Consider the following 24617-nt stretch of genomic DNA (forward strand, 5'->3'; position numbering starts at 1 on the left):
GTCATGTACCTACGTTATTTATTCAATAGTTGCCAGTGCAGCATTTCCCCGGGCGATTTCACTTCTTCCATCCCCAGGTGTTGCAGCACCTTCATGGATGCCGTGTTGGTAACGTCGCATTCAGCAATGAGCTTTTTCACATGAGGTTGCCGGAAAGCCCATTCCACCAATGCGGTGGCGGCTTCGCGCATATAACCTTTTTTGCGCCAGGAAGGCAGCAGCGTATAGCCGATTTCCACCACGCCGTTTTTATCGGGCCGGCCTTTAAACCCGATGTCCCCGATCACGGTTCCTTCTTCTTTATTTACGATGATCCAGAGCATCCAGGGAAACGACCTGGGGTCGTGCTGGAGCAATTCAATAAAATGAGGTAATTGTTCTTTCAGGTCGGGTTGTGGCCAGTTTTCCGGGATATTTGCCTGCAACGTTTCCCGGGCATGCGGATGCCCCAGGAATATCTCCGTAAGCAGTGGTAAACGGCAGGGATGTATGAACAGTCGGTTGGTATTGAGGGGTAACATATATCAGGATTTAAGGCATAATTGTTCACTAATGATTGCCGGCCTTCACCATGGCGGTATCCAGTATTTCGCCTGGTTTCAGTTCATGGATCTGTAAGCGGTCCAGGTCTTTTGTCAGCGCCCGCAGTTGCTCAGGCGTACCGGTGAGGGTGGGCATTGTTCCGTAATGACAGGGGATCAAATGCTTTATTTTCAGCAAACGCGCTGCGTATGCAGCTTCCAGTGGGCCCATCGTAAAACGGTCGCCGATAGGCAAAATGGCGATATCCGGTTGATATATCTCCCCAATCAATTCCATATCGCCAAACACAGACGTGTCTCCGGAATAATATACAGAGATATCGTCGCTCATCCAGACAATAAATCCATTGCTGGCATGTGGGTAGCCGATCTTACCATCGGGCAGGTTGATGTGCGCAAAATGAAAGGCATTGGTCATGGTCACTTTTACATTCATTACAGATAAGGTACCCCCGGCATTCAGTGGTTCAAACGCATGATCGGGCACGCCCTGTTCCTGCAAATAAAACCTCACTATAGGATTGGCAATCACTTTCGGCGACCTGGTGCGGATAATGTCCACCATTTTGCTGTCGAGGTGATCACGGTGCCCATGTGTGATAAGGATGAGATCTATCTTATCCGGAATTGTTAAACCGGGAGGCAGGGCAGGATTATTTGTATACCAGGGATCTATCAATATCACATGACCTTCGGGGGTGGTAATCCTGAAGCTTGCATGCGCCAGGAACTGAATCTGTGACTGTTGCGTGCTCATAGTACTGCTGGTTAATGATCTAAATATACATCTTTTGAAAAAAAGACAGCGGAGATCATAGAACATGATCTCCGCTGCATTAATGAGCTGACACGATGCGTGACAGTGGTTATTTACGTTGCAGGGTATATATAATTGCTGCACTTTTATTTTCGAAGCTGATATTTGCTCTCCAGGTCATCACGCTACCCGCGCCGGTAATTTCCATGCGGTAACCTTCGGTTACATTCTTTGCTTTATCGCCGCTGTACAGTTTCTTGAAGCCGAACATGCTTACGCCGCCACTTTTGGTCAGCGACCAGGCAATTTTCTGGGTAACTGCGCTGCAACCATTATCTGTTGAGGTGAGCGTGTAGGAACCCATGGCATAGTTGTCCGGCAGGATCCACTGGCTACCGATAAAGCACTTCGCGTTGGCTTCATCAAATACAGTTACTTTGGCGTTTTCGGGGATTCCTTCGTATTTAATATCAGTTAAAACCCAGTTACCTTTTACGGCGCCTTTATTAATGTCTTGGGTAACACCTTGTTTGGGAGAGCAGGAAGATGCAAAAACGGCAACTATCGCCATTAATAACGCTGCAAATGAAAATTTTCTCATGGGAAGTTAGTTTGTGTGTTTAAATGCCAATGTATTCAACACGCAGCTATCGGATAAGGTTTTATAACAGCCGGAATACAGGGGCAATTTCAGCATTTGCAATAAACGTACCAAATGAAAGTATCCCCGCTTAACGGGTTACAGGAGCGGGATAGGCTGCAGGAGGGACTTTAAGCTTAAACAGGATTTCTTCCAGCCTCTGGGCGCGGTGGTAGAAGTGCCAGGTACTGGCTGCCAGCGCCATGGCGGTTACCGCGAGGGCAATAAAGGCGCACCGCCACCATACGCTCACCGTGATCCGGCGGTTCCAGAAAGAGTCGAGGGGAATGTAGGTATGATGGAAATTCGTATGCTCATAAGGGTTATAACTGCTCCGGGAACGGTCTGTCCAGTCCTTATCCGGCTTAATCCGCTGCAAAACGGCAGCTTTTATTTTTACCGGGGGTAAGGCGCCTTCTTCCATCAGTTTATCTTCTATACGCAGTTCTGCGGCGGTGAATTCCAGGTCCAGCAACGGGTATATACGGCGCAGGTGCAGCAACTCATCCTCCTGTTCAGGAGAAGCAAGTCCCAGCAGATAACGCTCAATAATGCCGCTTTCTATATAGTTACTGATGTTCAAACCCTTCGCTTTAACCAACGGATACGAAATATAAATAATAAATACTATATCTATAGATACGTTAAACCCACTTCAGGTGGATTCTCAAAATTGTAAAATCTTTAAAATAACGATAATCCGGATAGAAAATTATAACAAGTGGCTTTGCGTTTGCTCCTGCCGGATCATCTGGTGCAGGTTGTCGCTGCGCTGCTGCTCCTGCGACATACGATACTTGAGGTAATAAAAAATGGCCAGGAAAAGAAATACCTTGGACATGATAAAGAAGATAATAAAGAAGATCTTCCACCAGCGGTGAACAGTGATATGACTGCCGTCTTTTGGCTGAATGTTAATAAAAGTATAGTTGGAAGAAGGATCTGAATAGGCATGTCCCTCCTCCCACCTGATCTTCTGTAGCACCCGTTCGCGTATTTCCACGGGCGGCATGGCGGGCTCATCAAACGCGGCTCTTTCCAGGCGGCGTTCAACGTATTCGACTTCTGTATCCAGTTCCGGATACAGCCTTCTCATGTGCTGCAGCTCTTCTACTTCCTCTTCAGAAGCCAGGCCTAACACGAAGGACTCGATAATACCGCTTTCTATGTAAAATTTTAGTTCCAAGTCTTTTTTAAGAATTGTCTGAAAGACTTTATCGCCTCTTTCAGGATTTCATTTATCTGCCCCTCCGGCAAAGCCAGCAAACGAGCTATCGTTGTGATTGATAATCCTTTAAAATAACTAAGCCGGAACACCTGTTGTTGATCGGCCGGCAGCATCAGGTAGAATTGCTGCAGTAAGCCATCTTCCTGCTTCATCAGCTCCGTGCCGGCTAACGCGGTTTCCGGCAGGGCCTCCTTGATGGCGAATTCTCTCGTTTTGCGCAATAACCAGGCAAATAAAGTATGGTGGCCCGAGGTCCGGAATGTTCCAATGTGCTGGAACGACCAGAGAAATACCTTTACAATTACTTCATTTGCTCGCTCTTTTACTGGTACCAGCTGTAATACAATGTTATAAAGGGCCCCGGCATAACGGTCATATAGCTGCTCTTTCGCCGCAGGATCCCCTATCATTAACCGCTCAATGAGCATATGCTCACTTATATTTGCCAAATCTCGCCGCAAAGAAATTGTGTACCAGGTTTAGAATGCTAATATATAGAAATAAAATAGGTGTACGTCATAACACCTATATGAATTTATCAACATGGTTAGCTAAAATGGATAACTACTGCCCCAAATCCAGCTGGTATGGCCCCGGCAGAGGCGCCTCAGATACGGCAATTCCCCTTGGGCTTGACACTTATCAGCGCAACAAGGTTTAAATTACAACATGACAACGCTCATTTTTATTCTTTTTCCCGCACGATAATTTTGAAGAAAATAATCACCGTATGTCCTACACTTCGATCACAGCAGCCGCACAACTGATCCAGTCCGGCCAAACCGTATTTATTCACACCGCGGCAGCTACGCCTCGGGAGCTGGTGAACGCCATGACCGTCCGCAGCCATGAACTGAAAAAGGTACGGCTGGTTAGCATACATACCGAATGGGAGGCGCCGCTGATGTTACTAACCGCGCCACCATCAGCTATACACAGAAAACCCGGACGGCATGGATGATCGGTACCGGGAACCATTCTGTAGGCAATATAACTCTCCTCATTCCTATCTCCCCTACAACTATTCCCGGCCATTAATGTTATTATCAAAACTATATCCCATGCATGTTAAATTAATGGTACTTGCTGTTTGTACAATGGCGGCTGTTTCCTGCGCCAGCAGCGGTACAAAAACGGGGAGCGACAGCACTGCCGCCGGCGGTGATTCCTCCATAAATGTACAGGCAAACCCCAACAGCCAGCTCGAAGTAAAACCTATCTCCGGCTATTTCCTGAAAAACACCATTATAGTAAACGACAGCCTTACCTTCTGGCTCATTGATAACCAGGCCTCTTTCGACAGCCTGTTTGGCGCGGCTAAAACCATGAACAACACCATCGATCAACCCGACTTTGGCACCCATATCGTAGTGGCAGCCACTATGCCGCCTACATTCTATGGCACACAAATTCAACTGGAATCTGCTACCTCAGACAACGTAAACAATAATGCCGCACTGCATTTCGTGGCTACTTCCAATCCCAGCAGGGGAAGTGCCAGTACAGTTCCCCTGTGGCTGGGCGCCGTTCCCAAAACCGGCAAAAGCACCTTCCAGTTTTACAGTGGTGAGCATTTAACAAAAACGATTACTACTCAGCAGTAGGCAGACCAAATATTTTTTCAACGGCCTGAAACCGGTATCGGAACAAGTCCTCCAGCTGTTTTCTTACAAACAGCCTGTGGGCCAGCTTTCCCAGCCAGCCAAAAGGCAGCCGGTAATGAACCAGGTCCGTCATTTTCACACCACCGGGCACTTTCTGGAAATGATGTTCATGGTGCCAGATGCTGTAGGGACCCACCCGTTGCTCATCTACAAAATAATCCAGGTAGGCCACATGGGTGATTTCGGTCATCCACTCCAGCGGGATACCCGCTACCGGCGATACAAAATAGGTGATGATCTGTCCCGGGTATACCTGCCCGGTATAAGGCGGAGAAGTTACTGTGAACCGCATAGCGGGAGGCGTAATATGCGCCAGGTTATTGGGGTTGGAAAAATAGTCCCAAACCTCCTCCGGCTGGGCCGGGATCACCTGGGTATGCTGCATCAAATAAATACTTGCCATATATAAGATTAAGGAAAAAATATGGTTCTGGTCATAAGCAGCTGCCAAATTCGTGATTCTTTGAAATGAGTTCGTAAGTTTGTGCCTGATTAATCCGATCAGGTACATGAATCAATATATCAGGGGCTGGATTTTCTGGCTGATGTTCATACTCGTTTCCATTTCATTTACGCGATGTGCCAACATTGTGCCTCCCAGCGGCGGACCGAGGGACAGCTTGCCTCCTGTATTGCTGCAGGCAACTCCCGGCGACTCTACGCTTCACTTTAAAAGCAAAAAAGTGACGTTTATCTTTGATGAATATGTGGAACTGGATAATGTGAACGATAAGCTGATTGTGTCGCCAACACTGAAACGCACGCCGATTGTAACAGCCAAACTGCACACAGTAACCCTGGAAATCAAGGATACGCTGAAGCCCAATACTACCTACACGTTCAATTTTGCAGATGCCATCCGGGATATCAACGAACGTAATATTGCCGCTGATTTCCAGTATGTGGTGTCTACAGGCGATTATCTCGACAGCCTCCAGGTGTCCGGTCACCTGATAGATGCGGAAAACGGCCGGGTAGACAGTAACGTGGCTGTTATGCTGTACCGCGATCTGACCGACTCCGTTGTGACGAAGGAAAAGCCGGTATATTACGCCAAAACCAAAGGGGATGGCTCCTTCCGTTTTAAAAACATTGCACCCGGTTCTTATAAAATTTTTGCACTGAAAGAAGAAGACCGCGACCTGCAGTATAATCAGCCTACAGAAATGATTGCCTTCGTGGAAGCGCCGGTTGTATTAACAGAAAGCAACCTGGCCGATGTGAACCTGCTGTTGTTTATGGAAGCTGATAGTACCATCAAGCCACCACCGGAGCCCGTGGATTCGTCGATGCTTGAACAGGAAGAAGAAGAAAAGAAAAAGAAGAAGCTGCCTAAACTAACGGCCACCCCTACGCTCGACGGAGGGATGCAGGAATTGCCGGCGCCGTTGAGGATCACGTTTTCGCTGCCATTGAGGAACCTGGACAGTGCAAGGACCATTCTTGCGGAAGACAGCGCCTATACCCCGGTTACCTTTACCAGCACAATGGATTCCACGCGCACCAAGTTAACCATCGGTTATACCTGGAAAGAAGGTACGCCGTACCGGTTCATTATTCCTAAAGATGCGCCTACAGATACTGCGGGGCAGCAACTGGCCAGGCCGGATACGCTTAATTTCAGGACCAAAAAGGTGGCCGATTATGCCATTTTCACGGTTACAGAACTCAATATCAGCGATAGTACCAAAAAAGCCATCAACGATACCGCTATGAATTATGTGGTACAACTGGTGCAGGATAAAACCATTAAATATTCCGGCACCATTGTAAACGGTAAATGGAGCCAGCGGTTTATTACACCCGGTGAATACGAAATCCGCCTGTTGCTCGATACCAATGGCAATGGCAAATGGGACCGGGGTAATTATTATACCAAGCCTAAGAAGCAGCCGGAACGGGTCATCAATGTTGAAAAAGTAAATCTGAAGGCGTACTGGACGGTACCCAAGAAGATCAGCATCTAAATAATCGCAGCGGAAGGAACAGTGCTGCTCCCTCCGCTCCAATATTCCTAACTTTGCACTATGATATTTTCCTCTGCGCTGATAGAAAACGCGGTAAATGAATTTGCCAAACTGCCGGGCATCGGTAAAAAAACCGCCCTGCGGCTGGTGCTGCACCTGCTGAAGCAGGAGACGGCCCAGGTGGAACAGTTTGGCGATGTGATAGCACGGATGCGGCAACAGATACAGTTTTGCAAGGTTTGCCATAACGTATCTGATGCGGAAGTATGCAGCATCTGCAGCAGTCATTCCAGGCAAAAGCAGGTAGTATGCGTAGTGGAGAGCATCCGTGATGTGATGGCAATTGAAAACACACAGCAGTTCAATGGTTTATATCATGTACTGGGTGGTATCATTTCTCCTATTGACGGTATTGGCCCGGACCAGTTGAATATTCATTCACTGGTGGAAAGAGTTCAGTACCAGGGTGTAGAAGAAGTGATCATGGCGGTGAGCCCTACTATTGAAGGGGATACTACCATTTACTATCTCTCTAAAAAATTAAAAGAATTCCCGGTAAAAATTACCACTATTGCCCGTGGTATTGCATTTGGGGGTGAGCTGGAGTATGCAGATGAAATGACGCTGGCCAGGTCTATCAGTAACCGGTTACCGCTGGAAAACTATGTACAGAACAAATAAACAACTTCTCGGGGTTATATAAAAAAATACGGGTGCTCAATAGCACCCGTCTTCGTTTAACCTGTAATTCCACGTTATGAAAAGTTGTCAGACAGCATCCTTTGAAGGATGGTCTGTAAATATTGTATGATTGGTTTCTGATTCCTGTTGTTGTTGCAGCTCTTTCCACCGCTGCATTTCATATTTATTTAAGAAGCATACCTTAAACACTTCAGACTGGTTTCCGTTGCCGGACTGTGGTACCGGTTGCAATCCCAGGCTCGCCAGGTGCTGATGAAGGGTATGAATATGTTCTGATATAGTCATGACTGACGTTAGTTTTGTTGTAATAAATATTTGAGAAGAACTAATGATGAATCTGTTAATTGCGGCAACGGCAACTACAAAGAGTGCGGGCGGAGGGCTGGTGGGTGGCCATAACCGGGTAAATCACTATATTTCTATCACTTTGTTGCATTGTATCTTTCTATTACCCTACAAATATAGTAGACTTTGTAGACTACTTCCAAATTAAATTTATAAGTATAAACAAAATCTATACATATCCATAAAGATATATAGGCTTAAAAAGGATGGATCAAAGCCGGTCAGGTCCGGGAATCCATGCAAATCACAAAACAATAAAATAGCTGGGAAAAGGTTATATTTGTGAACTCGTTCAGGGTGGATTTGTTTATTGTTCGACCCTGTTCATTTCTTAACTGTAACTAATAAACGCCTTGATAAATATGAAATCTTTACAAGACTGCGCCAATGAGCGCATACTTATCATCGATGGTGCAATGGGCACCATGATCCAGCGATATCAACTCCAGGAATCCGACTACAGGGGCACCCGCTTTGCTGACTATCCCAGTGATCTTAAAGGCAATAACGACCTCCTTAATCTTACACAGCCTCAAATTATTGAAGCCATTCACAAGGAGTACCTGGAAGCAGGCGCTGATATTATTGAAACCAATACTTTCAGCAGCACCTCTATTGCCATGGCCGACTATGACATGCAATCGCTGGCCTATGAGCTGAATGTAGCCGCCGCACAGATAGCCAAAAGAGCTACTGCTGAGTATACCGCTAAAAACCCTGATAAGCCCCGCTTTGTGGCTGGCGCCATCGGCCCTATGAACAAAACGCTGTCGCTGTCGCCGGATGTAAATAATCCCGGGTTCCGCTCCGTATACTTCGATGAAGTGGCCGCCGCTTACGAAGAACAGGTAAGAGGCCTGTCTGAAGGCGGTGTGGATATCCTCCTGATAGAAACCATTTTTGATACGCTGAACTGCAAAGCAGCGATTTATGCCATCAAGAAATACTACCGCGAAACAGGGAAACCTGAGATCCCGGTAATGATTTCGGGTACCATCACAGATGCCTCCGGCAGAACCCTCAGCGGGCAAACCCTGGAAGCATTCTATATTTCCGTGATGCACGCCAACCCGTTCTCCATCGGTTTAAACTGTGCCTTAGGCGGTCAGCAGATGCGCCCTTATGTAGAGGAGCTTTCCAACATAGCCAGCTGCTATGTGAGCTGCTACCCCAACGCCGGCCTGCCGAATGCATTCGGGGAATATGATGAGGAACCGGAAGATACTGCCTGCATCATTGAAGACTTTGCCGCCTCCGGCTTTGTTAACATAGTAGGTGGCTGCTGCGGTACTACACCCGATCATATACGCCACATTGCAGAACATGTGAAACATATCAAACCACGCCTCAAACCCGTATTGGCCGAAACACTCGCCTGATCAACCGTGGCAGGTTTTCTATTTAAACATTACTTACAGCAGAAATGAGCGAAACAACTATAAATAATACAGATATCATCAACGAACCTATTGTCAGCGAAGAACGCAGGATCATCAAACCCTTTATGCGCCTGAGCGGACTGGAACCTTTGGTGGTAAGACCTGAAACCAACTTCATTAACGTAGGGGAACGTACCAACGTAACCGGCTCCAAGAAATTTGCCCGCCTCGTAAGGGAAGGACTGTTCGAAGAAGCCCTGTCTGTTGCCCGCCAACAGGTGGAAAGCGGTGCGCAGATCCTCGACGTAAACATGGACGACGCCCTGCTCGACGGGGAAACGGCCATGTCTACCTTCCTTAATCTCCTGGCAGGCGAACCGGATATTTCCCGTATCCCGGTAATGATCGACTCCAGTAAGTTTTCCGTGATTGAAGCCGGGCTAAAATGCGTACAGGGTAAATGTATTGTGAACTCCATCAGCTTAAAGGAAGGAGAAGCCAAATTCATTGAACAGGCGCATATCTGCAAAAGCTATGGCGCCGCCGTGGTTGTAATGGCCTTCGATGAACACGGCCAGGCCGACACCGAAGATAAAAGGGTCAGCTTCAGTCACCGTGCCTATAAAATACTCACGGAAGTAGTAGGATACGATCCCCAGGATATCATCTTCGATCCCAACATCTTCGCCATCGCCACCGGTATCGAAGAACATAATAACTACGCGGTAGAATTCATTAACGCTACCCGCCGCATCAAACAGCTGATGCCCCTGGCAAAAATAAGCGGCGGTGTAAGTAACGTATCCTTCTCTTTCCGCGGTAACGAAACCGTGAGAGAGGCCATGCATTCCGTATTCCTGTTCCATGCCATCAAAGCAGGAATGGATATGGGTATTGTGAATGCCGGGATGCTGCAGATCTATGACGATATAGAACCAACGCTCCGTGAACTTTGTGAGGATGCCATACTAAACAGAAGGGACGATGCTACCGAACGGCTCATACAATTTGCAGAAACCGTTAAGGCCAAAGGAAAAGTAGTAGAGAAAGATGAAACCTGGCGCCTGGGCTCTGTGGAAGACCGCTTAAGCCACGCCCTGGTAAATGGTATCACCGACTATATAGATGGAGATACAGAAGAAGCCCGCCAGAAATACCCGCGCCCGCTGGATGTAATTGAAGGTCCGCTGATGGCAGGTATGAATATCGTAGGCGACTTGTTTGGCAGTGGTAAAATGTTTCTCCCGCAGGTAGTAAAAAGCGCCCGCGTGATGAAAAAATCCGTAGCCATCCTCACGCCATATATTGAAGAAGAGAAATTACGCATACAGGCCGAACACGGCGGAGAAATAAAAGCAGCCGGAAAAATCCTGCTGGCCACCGTAAAAGGCGACGTACACGATATCGGTAAAAACATTGTAGGCGTGGTACTGGCCTGCAACGGCTATGAAATCATTGACCTCGGTGTAATGGTACCGGCTGAAAAAATCCTCCAGACCGCCCGCCAGGAAAAAGTGGATATCATTGGCCTGAGTGGCCTCATCACGCCCAGCCTCGATGAAATGGTACACGTGGCCCGCGAACTGAAACGGCAGGATTTCAATATCCCGCTGATCATCGGGGGCGCCACCACCAGCCGCACACATACGGCCGTTAAAATAGCCCAGGAATATGCGCATGGGGTAGTACACGTACTGGACGCATCCCGCAGCGTAACCGTTACCGGCAGCCTGCTCAATAAAGCACTGAAACCCGGCTTCCTCGCGGGTATACAAACAGAATATCAAAAGCTCAACGAGGCTTTCAAGAATAAAAAACAAACTAAACAATTCCTCCCGATCGCTGCTGCGCAAGCCAATAAAACCGTCATTAACTGGGATACCTTTACCCCGGTAAAACCTAAAATGACCGGCGTAATGAAGTTTGAGAATTACGATCTCGGGGAAATTGCAAAGTATATCGACTGGCAGCCTTTCTTCATTGCCTGGGAACTGCATGGTAAATTCCCGCAGATCCTTACTGATGATGTAGTAGGCGTGGAAGCCACCCGCCTGTTTAATGATGCAAAGGAATTATTAAACAAGGTGATAGAAGAAAAATGGCTGGGCGCCAACGCTGTTATTGGCCTCTTCCCTGCCAGCAGGGTGGCTGCTGACTCTGTGTTGGTAACACCAGAACAACCGGAGATCAAACCGGCACAACTGGAATTCCTCCGTCAGCAGGTAAAGAAAGCACCGGGTCAGCCGAACCTTTCCCTTGCAGATTTCATTGCTCCCGCGGAATCCGGCAAAACCGACTATATCGGCGGCTTTGCGGTAACTACCGGTGTTGGCATTGAAAAGTGGCTGGATAAATTCAAAGCGGAACACGACGACTATAACAGCATCATGCTGAAAGCACTGGCCGACAGGCTCGCAGAAGCCTTCGCAGAACTGATGCACGAACGTGTACGTAAAGAGTTCTGGGGATATGCTACCGAAGAACACCTGAGCAACGAAGACCTCATCAAGGAAGCCTATGCAGGTATCCGTCCGGCGCCGGGATATCCCGCCTGCCCCGACCATACCGAAAAATGGAAGTTGTTTGATCTGCTGAATGCTACCGAGAACACTGGTATTACCCTTACCGAATCACTGGCGATGTACCCCGCCTCCAGTGTAAGCGGTTGGTATTTTGCCAACCCGGAAGGCAAATATTTCGGCCTCGGAAAAATTGAAAAAGACCAGGTGATAGACTACGCTGCCCGCAAAAACTGGACAGTGGAAGAAGCTGAACAATGGCTCCGTCCAAACCTCGAATACGATATCTAAAAGCATTACAGCCAACATGAGAATCATATCTTACAATGTGAATGGCCTGAGGTCAGCCATGACTAAAGGCTTCACAGAATGGTTACAAACAGATCCCGCTGATATTATCTGCCTGCAGGAGATAAAGGCCCACCAGGAAAATATCGACTTTCAGCAATTCGACAACCTTGGCTATGCGCATTACTGGTATCCCGCGCAAAAGAAAGGATACAGCGGAGTAGCAGTGCTCACCCGTATTAAACCCGACTTTGTGCAGTATGGCAGTGGCCACGGACAAAGCGATCTGGAAGGCCGCTTTATAAGGCTTGATTTCGGCAATATTACCCTGATCAATACTTACTTCCCATCCGGTACCAGCGGCGAGCTGCGTCAGACCTATAAGTACCAATGGCTGGAAGAGTTTTTTCAATACCTTGAAGAGTTAAAGAAAACCCGCCCGAACCTGGTTGTATGCGGCGATTACAATATCTGCCACAAGCCAATAGATATCCATGATCCCGTGAGTAACAAGAACTCCACCGGCTTTTTGCCGGAAGAACGCGCGTGGATGGACCGCTTCTTTGAAAGCGGCTTTGTAGACAGCTTCCGTCATTTTAATACGGATCCCCATCAGTACAGCTGGTGGAGCTTCCGGGCTAATGCAAGGAACAATAACAAAGGCTGGCGTATTGATTATATCAACGTTTCCGCTCCACTGAAAGAACAGCTCAAACATGCCACTATTTACCAACAGGTAAAGCACTCGGATCATTGTCCGGTATTTGTGGAGCTGGCCGTATAAATAAAGAGGCGTATGATTATATATAATGTAACCACCAAAGTAGCCACAGATACATATTTACAGTGGATGCAATGGTTGCGGGAAGAACATATTCCGGCAATGCTGGCCACCGGATTATTCCGTGATTACCGCATCAGCCGCCTGCTTGAACAGGATGATGAAGAGGGTCCTACCTATGTTGTGCAATATTTTGCAGACAGCCTGGACGACTATCAATCCTTTGCAGACCAGCACCAACAGGCCCTGCGGCAAAGAGGATATGACCTTTTCGGCGATCGTTTTATTGCCTTTAACACCGTAATGGAGGTGCTGTAAGTAAGGGATCTTTACTAAACTTATCCACAGGAAATCCACTATTTTCGGGGTGTCAGGAGTCTGGTACAATAGTTGGTTCGATCCTGCGTTAATAGTAAAAAAGCATGCAAACATGCCACGGTACAGGGTTCTATGCGATTCTGCTAAAGGGGAGTCCTTTAGCAGATAAAAGACCAATCAGCTGTAACCGTTACCAGTAGCGTTTTTCAGCCGATAAAATTTTCTATAAAAAAGCTGTAAAAAATTTGGTAATCTGATAAAACGCGCTATATTTGCTCACATCAAACATTTTTTCACTAGTTAAATCTTACTAACTATGAACAAAGCCGAATTAATCGACAAGCTTGCTAAAGATGCAGCTATTACCAAAACCCAGGCTAACGAAGCGCTGGACTCTTTCACCAAAGCTGTTGCTGATACCCTGAAAAAAGGTGGTAAAGTAACTTTGGTTGGTTTCGGTACTTTCTCCGTTTCTAAACGTGCAGCACGTAACGGTAGAAACCCACAAACCGGTCAGATCATCAAGATCAAGGCTAAGAAAGTTGCTAAGTTCAAGGCTGGTAAAGCTTTATCCGACAAGCTCTAATCAGTTAACACAACTTATTCAAGCAAGGAACAGTTATGTTTCTTGCTTTTTTTTTATATCAAACGGCCAGTACTACGCTATTTCATCGAATTGCAGTATTTTGCAGCCTGATAACATCATATTTAACAACAACAAACTTCAAATTATTCGTTATGGGTAGAGGAGATATTAAAACCAAAAAAGGTAAGATCTTCAGTAAATCTTTCGGTAAGGTTAGATCTGCAAAGACCAGGAAAAATACTGCCGCAAAAGCTGCTGCACCAAAAGCTTAATTTTACGCTTTAGTAAAATGCCGCTAAGATTATTCACATAATCTTAGCGGCATTTTTATTTTAACACCTGGAATATCATGGAGCCAGCCGCTCAATTTTCCAGCCGCCTTCCGGCAGTAATGTATACAGGATCCTGTCGTGCAACCGGCTGCTTCTCCCCTGCCAGAATTCCATCACCTGTGGCTTCACCACATAACCTCCCCAGTAATCAGGTCTCTGGGGGGCCTCCTGCCGGTATTTTGCCGCTACCTGGTCTACCTGTTCCTCCAGGAAAGTACGGTCCGGAATGACCTTGCTTTGCGGCGAGGCGATGGCGCCAATCCGGCTGCCTTCCGGCCGGCTGTTGTAATACTCATTACTCACCGATACCGGCGCCTTACTAACGGTACCCTCTATACGAACCTGCCGTTCCAGCTCCCGCCAGAAAAACAATAAACTAACATGCGGATTCTCTGCCAGTTCCTGTCCCTTACGGCTTTCGTAATTGGTAAAAAACAAAAAGCCATCCTCATCAAAGCTTTTCAATAATACAATCCTTGCAGATGGGCGGCCATCCGCCGTACTGGTGGCCAGTGTCATGGCATTGGCTTCATCAATTTCACTGGTGATCGCATCCTGCCACCATTTCCCGAACTGGGACAAAGGGTACGGCGCCACCTCGCTTTCATCCAGGGAAGCCAGTTTATAATCTTTTCGTAAATCAGCTATTTTCTGGTTCAACATGGTCTGTTATTTTTATGATTCAAACGGGTACTCAAAGGTATGGAAGGATAATAGTAATTTTGAGGTACCTGATATAAATCATACTATGAAAAGAGTTTCTCTACTGGTACTGCTGATAGCTGTTGTACTCCTCTCCTGTAACACACGGAATAACAACAACAGCAAGGCACCGGCTAATACAGCCAACCTGGTTGTACCACTGGCTTCTACTCCCCTGTTCTATACCCAGCTCAAAGGAAAACTGGGCGATAAAGAAATTACCATGCAATTGCTGAAAACCGCGCCCCACCTGTTCCGCGGGTACTATTGCGATGATAGCACCGGTCAGCCCATTCCTTTATGGGGCACCCTGGATTCAACCCTGGCGAACATCTATGAAGAAACCAATAACAGTTCGGAAGACCGCCTCTTCAGCGGCTATCTTTCTGACGACGGAAAATTCAAAGGTGTATGGCATGGCAACGGCACTTCCTATCATTTTGAACTGCACACCGATCTGAAAAACGCCGTACCCCTGAAAGTATTCTACCAGATTGATTCTGCAAAGCTGGCGCCTTCCATGGCCCAATCACCGGCAGGCACCGTGTCCAACAGTATCATATGGCCCGACTCCCTGGTGGATAGCACCACCGCCCGGTTTATTATTGGTCAGGTAACAGGGAACAGCCGGGCTGCCGACCCGCAGAAATTCCTGAGAAAAGGAATCGACTCCTTTATCCTGATCTACCGTTATTCGGCCAAAGATGCCGACAGCACAACGTTTAATGATAACACCACTGCCGCGTCGTGGAACTGGACCACAGATAACGACATGAAAGTAGTGTATAACACCTGGCCTCTGCTGGTGATAGAAAAGTATGCTTACAACTTTACCGGCGGGGCCCATGGCAACTGGGGCGCCACCTATTACACACTGGACCTGTCGAAACGTAAAGTGCTTACTCCCGACGATATTTTTAAATCAGGCTATAAAGAAACGCTGAGCGGCTTGCTGGATAAAGCTTTCAGGAAACGGTTCAATATGGGTGAAGAAGATGCCCTGGATCAGCACCTGCTGGTAAAAAACATCCCTCCGAATAATAATATGATTGTTACCGGCAAGGGAGTAGCGTTTAGTTATGTGCCATACGAGATCGGGCCATATGCACTGGGCCAGGTAACTTTATACATCCCGCTTGCGGAGATGAAGAGTATATTAAAATAGCAGCCGTTTGACGACATAAAAAAGCAGCGAAGAACAAATGCTCTTCGCTGCTTTTTTTATGCGTTTACTTATCCCTTTACTAAGGTACCCACATTTTTACCCATGATCACGTTCAGGAGGTTACCCTGACGGTTCATATCAAACACGATAATAGGCAGCTTATTTTCCTGGCAAAGGGTAAAGGCTGTCATATCCATCACGTTGAGGGATTTCTGGTATACTTCTGAGAAAGTAATGGTTTCGTAGCGGGTGGCTGTTTTATCTTTTTCAGGATCCGCGGTATAGATTCCATCTACACGGGTTCCTTTGAGGATTACATCGGCCTGAATTTCTATAGCGCGTAAGGAAGCGGCGGTATCAGTGGTAAAGTACGGGTTACCGGTACCTCCTCCGAAAATTACTACACGGCCTTTTTCCACGTGGCGGATAGCGCGGCGGCGGATATAGGGTTCTGCGATCTGTTCCATTTTGATGGCAGATTGGAGACGGGTATAAAGTCCCACTCTTTCCAGGCCGCTTTGGAGCGCCATACCATTAATAACGGTAGCGAGCATTCCCATGTAATCTCCCTGGGCTCTTTCAATACCGGTATCGGCTTCGTTCATTCCGCGGTAGATATTACCTCCGCCTATAACGATGGCTACCTGAACTCCCAGATCGGTAACTGCCTTAATATCGTAGGCATACTGAGATATCACCTTCGGATCAATACCATAATTTGCATCCCCCATGAGGGCCTCACCGCTCAATTTGAGCAAAATACGCTTATACTTTGGCAACATGACGCTATAAAATATTGTAAGATTGTGATTTTCCTAATACTGATTACGGTATTCTAATATACAACTTAAATGCAGAAAGGAGGAAAGGAAGAAAAAAATGCCTTTTCTGATACCTGTTTACTGTCCTTTTATGTGTATGATTAGTTATGCGCAAAAAAAAGGAGAGAAACGAATTCTCTCCTTTTTTTTGATATGTTTTTCTTAACCTAAAGCAATTCGCTTAAAGCCAGTTACTTTCAGGTCAGCATCTACTGATTTCAGGTAATCCGCTACTGACTTGTTATTGTCCTTAACGAAAGCCTGTTGCAGCAGGGTGCTTTCTTTGAAGAATTTATTTACTTTACCGGCAGCGATCTTTTCCGCCATTTCAGCAGGTTTGCCTTCTGCTTTCACCTGTTCAACAGCGATTTCTTTTTCGCGGGCGATCAGTTCAGCAGGAACGCTGTCAGCATCTACTGCGATAGGACTCATTGCTGCGATCTGCATAGCGATATCTTTACCTACTTCTTCAGAAACAGGCTTAGAGAAAGCAACCAGTACACCCATACGGTAGTTACCGTGAATGTAAGAGGTTACGCCACCAGCTTCAACGAATTCAAATTTATTGAGGGTGATTTTTTCACCGATTTTTGCAACCTGGTCGTTTACTTTATCAGCAACGCTCGCGCCATCCAGTTGAGCGGCATTCAGGTCTTCAACGGTTTTGATACCGTTAGACAGTGCCAGATCAACGATTGACTGTGCAAATTTTACGAAGTCTTCGTTTTTGGCAACGAAGTCAGTTTCACAACCCAGACCCACGATAACACCGGATTTACCATCTGCTGATGTTTTAGCGATGATAACGCCTTCTTTGGTTTCACGATCGGAACGTAAAGCGGCCACTTTCTGACCTTTCTTACGCAGATAGTCTACTGCTTTTTCAAAATCGCCATCACTTTCTACCAGTGCCTTTCTGCAATCCATCATACCAGCACCAGTTTGCTGACGCAGTTTATTTACATCAGCTGCTGTAATTGTTGCCATGAGCTATAATTAGTTTAATTGTTGTAAAAATTATTGCAAGTACTTAATCTGCTTTCAGCTATTAGCCTTTAGCTGTTAGAGACCATAATGGTTGAACTAACTGCTAAAGGCTAATAGCTAAAAGCTTAAAATATTATCTTCCGCCGCCTGGTTTTCTAGGACCGCTGCTGCCGGCACCAGATGGACGACGTTGTCCGCCTGCTGCACCGCCACCACGGTTAGGACCGCCACCGCCACGGTTAGCGCCGCCACCCTGGCCACCAGGACCACGGCCGCCGCCACCACGGTTAGCGCCACCGGGACCGCCTGGACCACGACCACCACCTGGTGCTCCTGGTTTGCGACCTCTTTCACGGTCTTCACCACCTTCAACTTCAAATTTGCGTGCTTTATCGTCTGCTTCTTCTTCTTCCTCTACTTCTTCAGATTTCTCTGTAGCTCTTTCAGAAAGACCTTCAGCGATAGCTGCACAGATGTAGCTGGTGATGATAGCGATAGATTTAGTAGCATCGTCATTCGCAGGGATAGCGAAATCTACTTTAGTAGGATCGGAGTTGGTATCCACCATACCGAAAGTAGAAATACCCAGACGCTTAGCTTCTGCCAGTGCAATGTGTTCGTGGCTGATATCAACCATAAACAGCGCTGCCGGTACACGTGCCAGTTGGGCAATACCACCCAGCACTTTCTCCATTTTCTCTTTATCGCGGCTTAAAGTAAGACGTTCTTTCTTGGTAATGTTATCGAATGTACCGTCCTGCAGCATTTTTTCAATGCTCTGCATTTTCTTTACACTCTTACGGATCGTAGAGAAGTTAGTGAGCATACCACCTAACCATCTTTCAGTTACGAAAGGCATGTTGATGTTACGCGCAGCATCTGCCACGATTTCTTTCGCCTGCTTTTTAGTAGCAACGAACATGATCTTCTTACCGCTCTTAGCGATAGATTTCAGGGCAGCTGCTGCTTCCTGTAATCCTTCTACGGTTTTGTTCAGATCAATGATATGAATACCTTTCTTTTCTGCGAAAATATAAGGCAGCATCTTGGGATTCCACTTTTTCTTCAGGTGACCGAAGTGAACACCTGCCTCCAGTAACTGCTGCTGCAATGAGGTATTATTTTCCATGTTTATATTGCTCAATTAAAAGGATCAAATAATGTTTAGCTTTTAGCATCCGGCGAATTAGCCCGGAGCTAACGGCCAATAGCTCAAAAATATTAGCGTTTAGAGAACTGGAAGCTTCTTCTTGCTTTCGCTTTACCTGGTTTCTTACGTTCAACTCCACGTGGATCGCGTTTCAGCAAACCTGCAGCTTTCAATGCAGGACGGAACTCAATGTTCACTTCGCATAAAGCACGGGCAATACCCAGCTTAATAGCTTCTGCCTGACCTTTGATACCACCACCCTGTGCATTCACTTTCACATCAAATTTATCGAGCGCCTCGATAGTTTTGAAAGGCAGTTCCACCTGGTTCTGCAGGTAGATCAAAGAAAAGTAGTTTTTATAATCTTTGTCGTTAACTGTAATGTTACCGGTACCCTTGTTGATATAAACACGGGCAACAGCTTCCTTACGACGACCTATTGTATTTTTTTGCTTTTCCATGTATCAGAGAAAAATTAGAAAGTTAATGGTTGTGGTTTCTGCGCAGCATGAGGATGTTCAGCACCAGCATATACAAATAATTTTTTGTACATCGCACGGCCCAGACGGTTTTTAGGCAACATACCTTTAACAGCCTTTTCGATCAACACTTCAGGACGGCGACGGATCAGGTCCTTTGCTAATTCGATTCTCTGACCACCTGGGAAACCAGTGTAGTGCATGTATTCTTTTTCCTGCATTTTATTGCCGGTCAGGGCAATCTTCTCTGCATTGATTACGATGATATAATCACCACAATCAGTATGAGGCGTATAGTATGGCTTGTTTTTACCTCTCAGGATAGCAGCCATCTTAGCAGCAACTCTTCCCAGTGTCAGGTTTGTTGCATCTACTATATGCCAGTCACGCTTTACGTAAGCGTCGTTAGCCGATTTAGTTCTGAAACTTAATGTATTCATTGTTGTATACGATAAAAATTACGTCTTGTAAACAATTCCCCGATTATGGGGAGTGCAAAGGTACATTGCCCATTCTTAATAACCATACATTTTAGGGACTTTTTTACGGAGCACCTTTGCAATTGATTGATTTTCAATAAAAAATTTGTATAAAAGTTATTAACAGCAAGTACCGGCACGGTTAATAACTGCTTTTTTTCTCATATAAATGAATAAAAAAAGGGCGCCTGAGCGCCCTTACTGTTTTATATTATACAATACTTTTTAATACCCGGGGTTCTGCTGTCCGGTCAATTTACCCTGACTGGCATCTATTTCCCGCTGGGGAACAGGTAACACCAACTTATTATCATCGTAGCTCTTGTTGCCGATATTCCTCTTTAATCTTTTAAATGTCCATAACTTATCCCCCTCAAACAACAACTCGCGTACACGCTCATCCGCCACCTGGTCTGCCGTAACGGCCGCCAGCTGCGAAGCATTGGACCTCGCTCTTATTTCATTGACATCCTCCAAAGGAGGCGCACCAACAGCTGTTCCCGCTCGAAGATTAGCCTCCGCACGGGTGAGCAGGATCTCCGCATAGCGTACCACCGGGATCACTTTGTACTGACGCTGCCATTTGGTAGTATAGGTACCGCTGCCTACATTGATACCGCGGTCAAGATACGTAAAGGTTCTGCGTGCATCACCACTCTCAAAACCAGGCACAACGGTCAGGTCAACGGTAATATCACCCCTGCCTGAAAATCCCCTGCCCGCATAGAAAGTTTGCAGACCGTTATTGGAAGTACCCGCATTGCTCTGAGCAGTTTGCTGAATAGCAAAAATATCTTCAGAAGTATTAATAACACTGTTGAACGCCTTATCATAAGCATTATTCAGTGTATAGGCACCGCTCTGAATTATAGAATCAGCCATCGCTACTGCCTCGGTATATTTTGCTTCAGCCAGGTATACCCTCGACAGGAAAGCATATGCAGCATATTTGTTTGCACGGCCTTCGCTGCCATTGTCTTCCGGCAAATTAGTGGCGGCATCCTGCAAATCCGCCACCACCTGTTTGTATACAGCATCTACAGTAGCCCTGCCCTGATAGCCTTTGGGAAGATCAGCAATATCCGTGATGGCATCTGTTACCAGCGGCACCGCCAGGTTAGTAGTAATATTACCGGCAGAATATGGCTTGCCATATAAATTAACCAGGTAGAAGTAAATCATCCCCCTGATAAATTTGGCCTCGGCCAGTATTGCCGGACGCTCGTCTTCCGGCACCAGGTTGATCTTGTTTATGGCAAGATTAATATTATTAATAGTAAAGTAACTACGTCTCCAGATCTCTTCTGCGATATCACTGGTAGCGTCCTGGGTTTTGGAATCATATTGCCCGTAGTTAAAAAAGGTTCCGCGAAAACTCAACTCTCCATTACCAGCCAGCAGATCAGGAATCAATATCAATCTTTCCCCCAGGGAACTTGAATTTTGCAGGTTGGTATATGCGCCCATTAAAACGCCCCGCACATCATCTGCCGTTTTAATCTGGTCAGGAACAATGTCCTTACCAGGCGTCACGTCCAGTTTTTTATTACATGCTGAGAACGTAGCCACTGCTACCACCAACATTATTGCGCTGATATATTTGTTATAGATTTTCATCTTTTCTCTTTTAAAGCTTAAAATTTAACATTCAGTCCCACTGTGATCTGCCTGGCCTGTGCCGGTGTGTAATAATCAATACCACCACCAATATTATCAGGTTCACCGGCTGTGCTATATGAAGCACCGGAGTTCACTTCCGGATCGCCATCGAAATTGGTGATTGTCCAGAGATTGTATCCGGCTACATATACACGCAGGCTGGATATTTTAAGCGTGTTCACCACACTCTTTGGCAGTGTATAGCCCAGTGTTAATGCTTTCAGACGCACATAAGAACCATCAGAAATCCAGCGGCTGGATAAGCCCGCGGCAGAACTTCCATCAGCAAACGCTTGTGTTAACCGTGGCACATCGGTGATGTCGCCTGGCTTTTGCCATCTTTTCAGAATAGTGCTGCGTTGGTTGTCGTAACCGGCAAAACTATTGTCCTGGTATTGACCTGCACGGTTAAAGATGTCATTACCCTGCACAAAAGAGAAGAACGCACTGAGGTCAAAGCCGTAACCGGTAAAGGTATTGGTAAGACCACCTGTCCAATCAGGATTGGATTTTCCAACTACTACACGTGGCGCATTCGAATAATCGGTGGTGCCCTTACCGGTAGAATCCTGGTATAAAGCGTCTCCGGTAGCCGGATCCACACCCACAAATTTGGGCATAAAGAATACACCGATAGGTTGGCCTTCCACCGCGCGTTGTTCTTTAGCCGGACTTTCTATGATCTGTCCGTTCAGGTTTTTAACCCTGTTCTTATTATAGGCAAGGTTCAGGGTGGTGGTCCATTTAAAATTACGGGTGTCTATATTCACACTGTTCAGGAGAATTTCAACTCCTTTATTTTCCATCTTTCCAACGTTCAGGTACTGGAACTCATAACCCGTGGAATATGGCAGATTGGCTCTCAACAGCAGGTCGGAAGTTTGCTTGTTATAATAATCCACTTCACCACTTAACCTGTTGTCAAATAATCCGAACTCAAGGCCAACATCAAACTGCGCTGTTTTTTCCCATTTCAGATTAGAGTTACCCATCTGGCTTGGTCTGTAACCAGGCAGGAAAGGATAAGCCGTTGTTTCCAGCAAAGTGAGGTACCTGTTTTCGCCGATTTCAGCATTACCGGTATTACCATAGCTCGCGCGGAGTTTCAGGTAATTAAGGGTTTTATTTTCTTTAAGAAAATCTTCTTCAGAGATAATCCAGCCCAGGGATCCTGCAGGGAATACACCATAACGGTTATTAGGTCCGAAACGGGAAGATCCGTCTGAGCGTATGCTGAAGGAAGCAATATACTTGTTATTGAAAGCATAGTTGGCTCTCAGGAAGTAGGAAAGAAAGGTATAACGTTGTACTTCAGAAGAACCAAAAACAATAGATCCTGCTGCAGATACTGTTTTCACAAGATCAGAAGGAAGGTATTCACCTTGTACCTGGGTGCGGGACAAATCATTCTGCAGATAACTCATACCAATGGTGGTACTCAGCGAATGCTTTGTGCCGAGATTTGGTGTGAATGTAAAATAGTTGTTGGTATTAAGGCCCACATTCTGCGTAAAGTAGGATTGTGCAAAACCTTTTCCAATGGCATCTGATGCCAGCCTGCTGATAAACTGATCTTCCGTGAGGTTGGTGATATCTGTTCCAAGCTCTGAACGGAAGCTTAATGAAGGCAGGATCCTGTAGTTCAGGAACACATTGCCGAGGGTTCTGAAAGTAACCTGTTTATCCCTGTTATACTGCGCATCATACAAACCGTTTGAATAAAGCACATTGTCGTTGTTAATAGTACCATCCTCATAATAGAGTGGCGACAATGGCGATTGTGCTACCAGCTGACCTGGTGTGGAGAATATGTTATCATTCGCTACCCTGTCCAGCTGTGTACGGCTTACATTCAGGTTCATACCAAATGAAAGCTTGTCTGTAGCGCTATGTTCAAGGTTAAGGCGGCCGCCATAACGCTGGAACTTGTTGTTTATCACAATAGCTTCCTGGTTGTTATAAAATCCGGAAACGAAGAACTTTGTTTTTTCGGTTCCTCCTGTGGCAGAAAGGTCAATCTGGTTAGTGTGGGCCACATCTCGGTACGACAAGTCTTCCCAGTTAGTACCTGCACCCGGGTTGTGCCAGTCCTTTCCAACAGTCAGATAAGGGAATAAGCCATAGTCGGGGTTTTCAAGTCCGTCTTTAAACGCAGCAATTGCCTCTTCTACTGTAGCATATTCGGGATTATCGGGGTCTTGTGTAGCAAAAGCGGTTCTGCCATCATTGGTAGCTGCTTCTTCCAGCAGGTCTACATATTGCTGTGCGTTTAAGAATCCTCTTTTACGGGTTGGTTTACCCCAGCTGCTGGCTGCATTCAGCTCCAGCCTTGTTTTCTCACCTGTTTTACCTTTTTTGGTAGTGATCAGGATAACACCGTTAGAACCGCGTGCACCATAGATGGCGGATGCGGCAGCATCTTTCAGTACTTCAACGGACTCAATATCGTTGGGGTTTATGTCGGCCAGGGGATTGGTGGGGTCATTATTTATGTCAGAGCTGCTTACAGACAATACGGGCATTCCATCCACCACATACAGCGGCTGGCTGTTGGCAGAAACGGAAGAAGTACCGCGCACGCGTATTTTCATTGCCTGGCCTACTTTACCACTACCGGATTCAATGACCACGCCGGGCGATTTACCCTGGATGGCCGATTCAAAGCTCACTACCGGCTGATTCTCGATTTCCTTCGCCGCAATTTTACTTACTGCGCCGGTTACCTCCCGCTTGCTTTGCGTACCATAACCTACTACCACTACTTCAGAAAGCTCTTTGTTACCGGTTCCCAGCTCGGCATTCACCACCTGCTGGTCGCCTACAACCACTTCTTTATCACCATAGCCAACAAAGGAGAAGACCAATGTGGTTCCTTTTGCGGGAACGTTCAGTTTATATGTTCCGTCGGAGGCAGTGACGGTTCCTATAGTGCCGTTTTTAATTTTGACAGTAACGCCAGGCAGGGCGCTGCCGTCTTTCTGGTCGGTAACTTTACCGGTAACTGGTTTGGACTGGGCAAACGAAAGCATGCAAAATAGCAATAGGATGCCCATAAACGAGAAGGATCGTATCATGGTTCTTAGTTTAGATTTGGTTTAATGTCAGCAGGCTGAACTATTTGATTGAA

The 24617-nt window shown here is 46.4% G+C and carries 27 protein-coding genes; 11 read left to right on the top strand and 16 right to left on the bottom strand.

Annotated elements, in window-relative coordinates; translation table 11 throughout:
- Nucleotides 1-14: 14 nt before the first annotated feature.
- The 6 genes from ACLHR0_RS06670 to ACLHR0_RS06695 all read right to left on the bottom strand — a co-directional run bounded on the left by ACLHR0_RS06670 (nt 15) and on the right by ACLHR0_RS06695 (nt 3616).
- A complete protein-coding gene (locus ACLHR0_RS06670) occupies nt 15-521 on the bottom strand; it encodes a GNAT family N-acetyltransferase (protein WP_370908721.1) in 507 nt (168 codons plus the stop codon).
- A gap of 28 nt (nt 522-549) precedes the next feature.
- Nucleotides 550-1299, bottom strand: a complete 750-nt coding sequence (locus ACLHR0_RS06675; protein WP_436485483.1) for a metal-dependent hydrolase — start codon at nt 1297-1299, stop codon at nt 550-552.
- Nucleotides 1300-1408: 109 nt separating this feature from the next.
- Nucleotides 1409-1900, bottom strand: coding sequence for a hypothetical protein (locus ACLHR0_RS06680; RefSeq protein WP_370908723.1), 492 nt, complete (start codon nt 1898-1900; stop codon nt 1409-1411).
- Between the two features lie 130 nt (nt 1901-2030).
- Nucleotides 2031-2522: a hypothetical protein gene (locus tag ACLHR0_RS06685; protein ID WP_429042834.1), complete on the bottom strand. Its 492-nt coding sequence runs from the start codon at nt 2520-2522 to the stop codon at nt 2031-2033.
- Between the two features lie 129 nt (nt 2523-2651).
- Nucleotides 2652-3125 carry a hypothetical protein gene (locus ACLHR0_RS06690; protein WP_370908725.1) on the bottom strand — a complete coding sequence of 158 codons (474 nt, stop codon included), beginning with the start codon at nt 3123-3125 and terminating at the stop codon, nt 2652-2654.
- Nucleotides 3116-3616 carry an RNA polymerase sigma factor gene (locus ACLHR0_RS06695; protein ID WP_370908726.1) on the bottom strand — a complete coding sequence of 167 codons (501 nt, stop codon included), beginning with the start codon at nt 3614-3616 and terminating at the stop codon, nt 3116-3118. The genes ACLHR0_RS06690 and ACLHR0_RS06695 overlap by 10 nt, the downstream gene beginning before the upstream one ends.
- A gap of 281 nt (nt 3617-3897) precedes the next feature.
- On the opposite strand from ACLHR0_RS06695, the gene ACLHR0_RS06700 reads away from it, so the two are divergent.
- Together ACLHR0_RS06700 and ACLHR0_RS06705 are read left to right on the top strand one after the other, a co-directional pair.
- Nucleotides 3898-4128 (top strand): hypothetical protein, encoded by a 231-nt coding sequence (locus ACLHR0_RS06700; RefSeq protein ID WP_436485486.1) that lies wholly within the window; start codon nt 3898-3900, stop codon nt 4126-4128.
- A gap of 100 nt (nt 4129-4228) precedes the next feature.
- Nucleotides 4229-4771 carry a hypothetical protein gene (locus tag ACLHR0_RS06705; protein ID WP_429042840.1) on the top strand — a complete coding sequence of 181 codons (543 nt, stop codon included), beginning with the start codon at nt 4229-4231 and terminating at the stop codon, nt 4769-4771.
- Here the strand turns inward: ACLHR0_RS06705 and ACLHR0_RS06710 are convergent.
- Entirely contained in the window at nt 4758-5234 is a 477-nt protein-coding gene (locus ACLHR0_RS06710; protein ID WP_436485488.1) for an SRPBCC family protein, read from the bottom strand. The two genes, ACLHR0_RS06705 and ACLHR0_RS06710, sit on opposite strands and share 14 nt — an antisense overlap.
- Before the next feature lie 106 nt (nt 5235-5340).
- On the opposite strand from ACLHR0_RS06710, the gene ACLHR0_RS06715 reads away from it, so the two are divergent.
- Together ACLHR0_RS06715 and recR are read left to right on the top strand one after the other, a co-directional pair.
- Nucleotides 5341-6798 carry an Ig-like domain-containing protein gene (locus ACLHR0_RS06715; protein ID WP_429042847.1) on the top strand — a complete coding sequence of 486 codons (1458 nt, stop codon included), beginning with the start codon at nt 5341-5343 and terminating at the stop codon, nt 6796-6798.
- Nucleotides 6799-6858: 60 nt separating this feature from the next.
- Nucleotides 6859-7479 (top strand): recombination mediator RecR, encoded by a 621-nt coding sequence (recR, locus tag ACLHR0_RS06720; RefSeq protein ID WP_436485491.1) that lies wholly within the window; start codon nt 6859-6861, stop codon nt 7477-7479.
- An 87-nt stretch (nt 7480-7566) separates the two neighbouring features.
- Here recR and ACLHR0_RS06725 read toward each other — a convergent pair whose 3' ends face one another.
- On the bottom strand, nt 7567-7785 hold the full coding sequence (locus tag ACLHR0_RS06725) for a hypothetical protein (protein WP_370908733.1): 219 nt from the start codon (nt 7783-7785) through the stop codon (nt 7567-7569).
- Between the two features lie 422 nt (nt 7786-8207).
- Between ACLHR0_RS06725 and ACLHR0_RS06730 the strand changes: the two genes are divergently transcribed.
- The 6 genes from ACLHR0_RS06730 to ACLHR0_RS06755 all read left to right on the top strand — a co-directional run bounded on the left by ACLHR0_RS06730 (nt 8208) and on the right by ACLHR0_RS06755 (nt 13988).
- A complete protein-coding gene (locus ACLHR0_RS06730; RefSeq protein WP_429042850.1) occupies nt 8208-9224 on the top strand; it encodes a homocysteine S-methyltransferase family protein in 1017 nt (338 codons plus the stop codon).
- A gap of 44 nt (nt 9225-9268) precedes the next feature.
- A complete protein-coding gene (metH, locus tag ACLHR0_RS06735) occupies nt 9269-12034 on the top strand; it encodes a methionine synthase (RefSeq protein ID WP_436485493.1) in 2766 nt (921 codons plus the stop codon).
- Nucleotides 12035-12050: 16 nt separating this feature from the next.
- The gene (locus ACLHR0_RS06740) at nt 12051-12815 is read left to right on the top strand and encodes an exodeoxyribonuclease III (protein WP_370908735.1); all 765 of its coding nucleotides are present in this window, start codon (nt 12051-12053) and stop codon (nt 12813-12815) included.
- 12 nt (nt 12816-12827) lie between these two features.
- Nucleotides 12828-13130 carry a DUF4286 family protein gene (locus ACLHR0_RS06745; RefSeq protein WP_370908736.1) on the top strand — a complete coding sequence of 101 codons (303 nt, stop codon included), beginning with the start codon at nt 12828-12830 and terminating at the stop codon, nt 13128-13130.
- 316 nt (nt 13131-13446) lie between these two features.
- Complete coding sequence (locus ACLHR0_RS06750; RefSeq protein ID WP_029465307.1) at nt 13447-13716, top strand: HU family DNA-binding protein; 270 nt, start codon at nt 13447-13449, stop codon at nt 13714-13716.
- 152 nt (nt 13717-13868) lie between these two features.
- Complete coding sequence (locus ACLHR0_RS06755; RefSeq protein ID WP_079471345.1) at nt 13869-13988, top strand: 30S ribosomal protein THX; 120 nt, start codon at nt 13869-13871, stop codon at nt 13986-13988.
- Between the two features lie 75 nt (nt 13989-14063).
- Here ACLHR0_RS06755 and pdxH read toward each other — a convergent pair whose 3' ends face one another.
- The gene (gene pdxH / locus ACLHR0_RS06760) at nt 14064-14711 is read right to left on the bottom strand and encodes a pyridoxamine 5'-phosphate oxidase (RefSeq protein ID WP_370908737.1); all 648 of its coding nucleotides are present in this window, start codon (nt 14709-14711) and stop codon (nt 14064-14066) included.
- Between the two features lie 85 nt (nt 14712-14796).
- Between pdxH and ACLHR0_RS06765 the strand changes: the two genes are divergently transcribed.
- The gene (locus tag ACLHR0_RS06765) at nt 14797-15915 is read left to right on the top strand and encodes a DUF3298 domain-containing protein (RefSeq protein ID WP_436485497.1); all 1119 of its coding nucleotides are present in this window, start codon (nt 14797-14799) and stop codon (nt 15913-15915) included.
- Between the two features lie 68 nt (nt 15916-15983).
- On the opposite strand, the gene pyrH is transcribed toward ACLHR0_RS06765, so the two are convergent.
- From pyrH to ACLHR0_RS06800, 7 genes are all read right to left on the bottom strand, one after another.
- Entirely contained in the window at nt 15984-16697 is a 714-nt protein-coding gene (pyrH, locus tag ACLHR0_RS06770; protein ID WP_079471347.1) for a UMP kinase, read from the bottom strand.
- A gap of 201 nt (nt 16698-16898) precedes the next feature.
- Nucleotides 16899-17723, bottom strand: a complete 825-nt coding sequence (gene tsf / locus ACLHR0_RS06775) for a translation elongation factor Ts (protein ID WP_370908739.1) — start codon at nt 17721-17723, stop codon at nt 16899-16901.
- A 133-nt stretch (nt 17724-17856) separates the two neighbouring features.
- Nucleotides 17857-18852, bottom strand: coding sequence for a 30S ribosomal protein S2 (rpsB, locus tag ACLHR0_RS06780; protein ID WP_370908740.1), 996 nt, complete (start codon nt 18850-18852; stop codon nt 17857-17859).
- Between the two features lie 92 nt (nt 18853-18944).
- Nucleotides 18945-19334, bottom strand: coding sequence for a 30S ribosomal protein S9 (gene rpsI / locus ACLHR0_RS06785; protein ID WP_079471350.1), 390 nt, complete (start codon nt 19332-19334; stop codon nt 18945-18947).
- Nucleotides 19335-19348: 14 nt separating this feature from the next.
- On the bottom strand, nt 19349-19792 hold the full coding sequence (rplM, locus tag ACLHR0_RS06790; RefSeq protein ID WP_079471351.1) for a 50S ribosomal protein L13: 444 nt from the start codon (nt 19790-19792) through the stop codon (nt 19349-19351).
- Between the two features lie 264 nt (nt 19793-20056).
- The gene (locus ACLHR0_RS06795; RefSeq protein ID WP_370908741.1) at nt 20057-21448 is read right to left on the bottom strand and encodes a RagB/SusD family nutrient uptake outer membrane protein; all 1392 of its coding nucleotides are present in this window, start codon (nt 21446-21448) and stop codon (nt 20057-20059) included.
- Nucleotides 21449-21465: 17 nt separating this feature from the next.
- Entirely contained in the window at nt 21466-24564 is a 3099-nt protein-coding gene (locus ACLHR0_RS06800; protein WP_436485502.1) for a SusC/RagA family TonB-linked outer membrane protein, read from the bottom strand.
- Nucleotides 24565-24617: the final 53 nt, after the last annotated feature.

The organism is Chitinophaga sp. ARDCPP14 (assembly GCF_051362515.1).
Classification (GTDB): domain Bacteria; phylum Bacteroidota; class Bacteroidia; order Chitinophagales; family Chitinophagaceae; genus Chitinophaga.

Coding starts and splice junctions, on each gene's coding strand:
- ACLHR0_RS06730 (WP_429042850.1), top strand. CDS start 8,208: ATGAAATCTTTACAAGACTGCGCCAATGAGCGCATACTTATCATCGAT.
- ACLHR0_RS06750 (WP_029465307.1), top strand. CDS start 13,447: ATGAACAAAGCCGAATTAATCGACAAGCTTGCTAAAGATGCAGCTATT.
- rplM (WP_079471351.1), bottom strand. CDS start 19,792: ATGAATACATTAAGTTTCAGAACTAAATCGGCTAACGACGCTTACGTA.
- ACLHR0_RS06800 (WP_436485502.1), bottom strand. CDS start 24,564: ATGATACGATCCTTCTCGTTTATGGGCATCCTATTGCTATTTTGCATG.
- ACLHR0_RS06725 (WP_370908733.1), bottom strand. CDS start 7,785: ATGACTATATCAGAACATATTCATACCCTTCATCAGCACCTGGCGAGC.
- ACLHR0_RS06765 (WP_436485497.1), top strand. CDS start 14,797: ATGAAAAGAGTTTCTCTACTGGTACTGCTGATAGCTGTTGTACTCCTC.
- metH (WP_436485493.1), top strand. CDS start 9,269: ATGAGCGAAACAACTATAAATAATACAGATATCATCAACGAACCTATT.
- rpsI (WP_079471350.1), bottom strand. CDS start 19,334: ATGGAAAAGCAAAAAAATACAATAGGTCGTCGTAAGGAAGCTGTTGCC.
- pyrH (WP_079471347.1), bottom strand. CDS start 16,697: ATGTTGCCAAAGTATAAGCGTATTTTGCTCAAATTGAGCGGTGAGGCC.
- ACLHR0_RS06795 (WP_370908741.1), bottom strand. CDS start 21,448: ATGAAAATCTATAACAAATATATCAGCGCAATAATGTTGGTGGTAGCA.
- ACLHR0_RS06675 (WP_436485483.1), bottom strand. CDS start 1,299: ATGAGCACGCAACAGTCACAGATTCAGTTCCTGGCGCATGCAAGCTTC.
- ACLHR0_RS06755 (WP_079471345.1), top strand. CDS start 13,869: ATGGGTAGAGGAGATATTAAAACCAAAAAAGGTAAGATCTTCAGTAAA.
- ACLHR0_RS06740 (WP_370908735.1), top strand. CDS start 12,051: ATGAGAATCATATCTTACAATGTGAATGGCCTGAGGTCAGCCATGACT.
- ACLHR0_RS06700 (WP_436485486.1), top strand. CDS start 3,898: ATGTCCTACACTTCGATCACAGCAGCCGCACAACTGATCCAGTCCGGC.
- recR (WP_436485491.1), top strand. CDS start 6,859: ATGATATTTTCCTCTGCGCTGATAGAAAACGCGGTAAATGAATTTGCC.
- ACLHR0_RS06670 (WP_370908721.1), bottom strand. CDS start 521: ATGTTACCCCTCAATACCAACCGACTGTTCATACATCCCTGCCGTTTA.
- tsf (WP_370908739.1), bottom strand. CDS start 17,723: ATGGCAACAATTACAGCAGCTGATGTAAATAAACTGCGTCAGCAAACT.
- pdxH (WP_370908737.1), bottom strand. CDS start 14,711: ATGTTGAACCAGAAAATAGCTGATTTACGAAAAGATTATAAACTGGCT.
- ACLHR0_RS06715 (WP_429042847.1), top strand. CDS start 5,341: ATGAATCAATATATCAGGGGCTGGATTTTCTGGCTGATGTTCATACTC.
- ACLHR0_RS06705 (WP_429042840.1), top strand. CDS start 4,229: ATGCATGTTAAATTAATGGTACTTGCTGTTTGTACAATGGCGGCTGTT.
- ACLHR0_RS06680 (WP_370908723.1), bottom strand. CDS start 1,900: ATGAGAAAATTTTCATTTGCAGCGTTATTAATGGCGATAGTTGCCGTT.
- ACLHR0_RS06710 (WP_436485488.1), bottom strand. CDS start 5,234: ATGGCAAGTATTTATTTGATGCAGCATACCCAGGTGATCCCGGCCCAG.
- ACLHR0_RS06745 (WP_370908736.1), top strand. CDS start 12,828: ATGATTATATATAATGTAACCACCAAAGTAGCCACAGATACATATTTA.
- rpsB (WP_370908740.1), bottom strand. CDS start 18,852: ATGGAAAATAATACCTCATTGCAGCAGCAGTTACTGGAGGCAGGTGTT.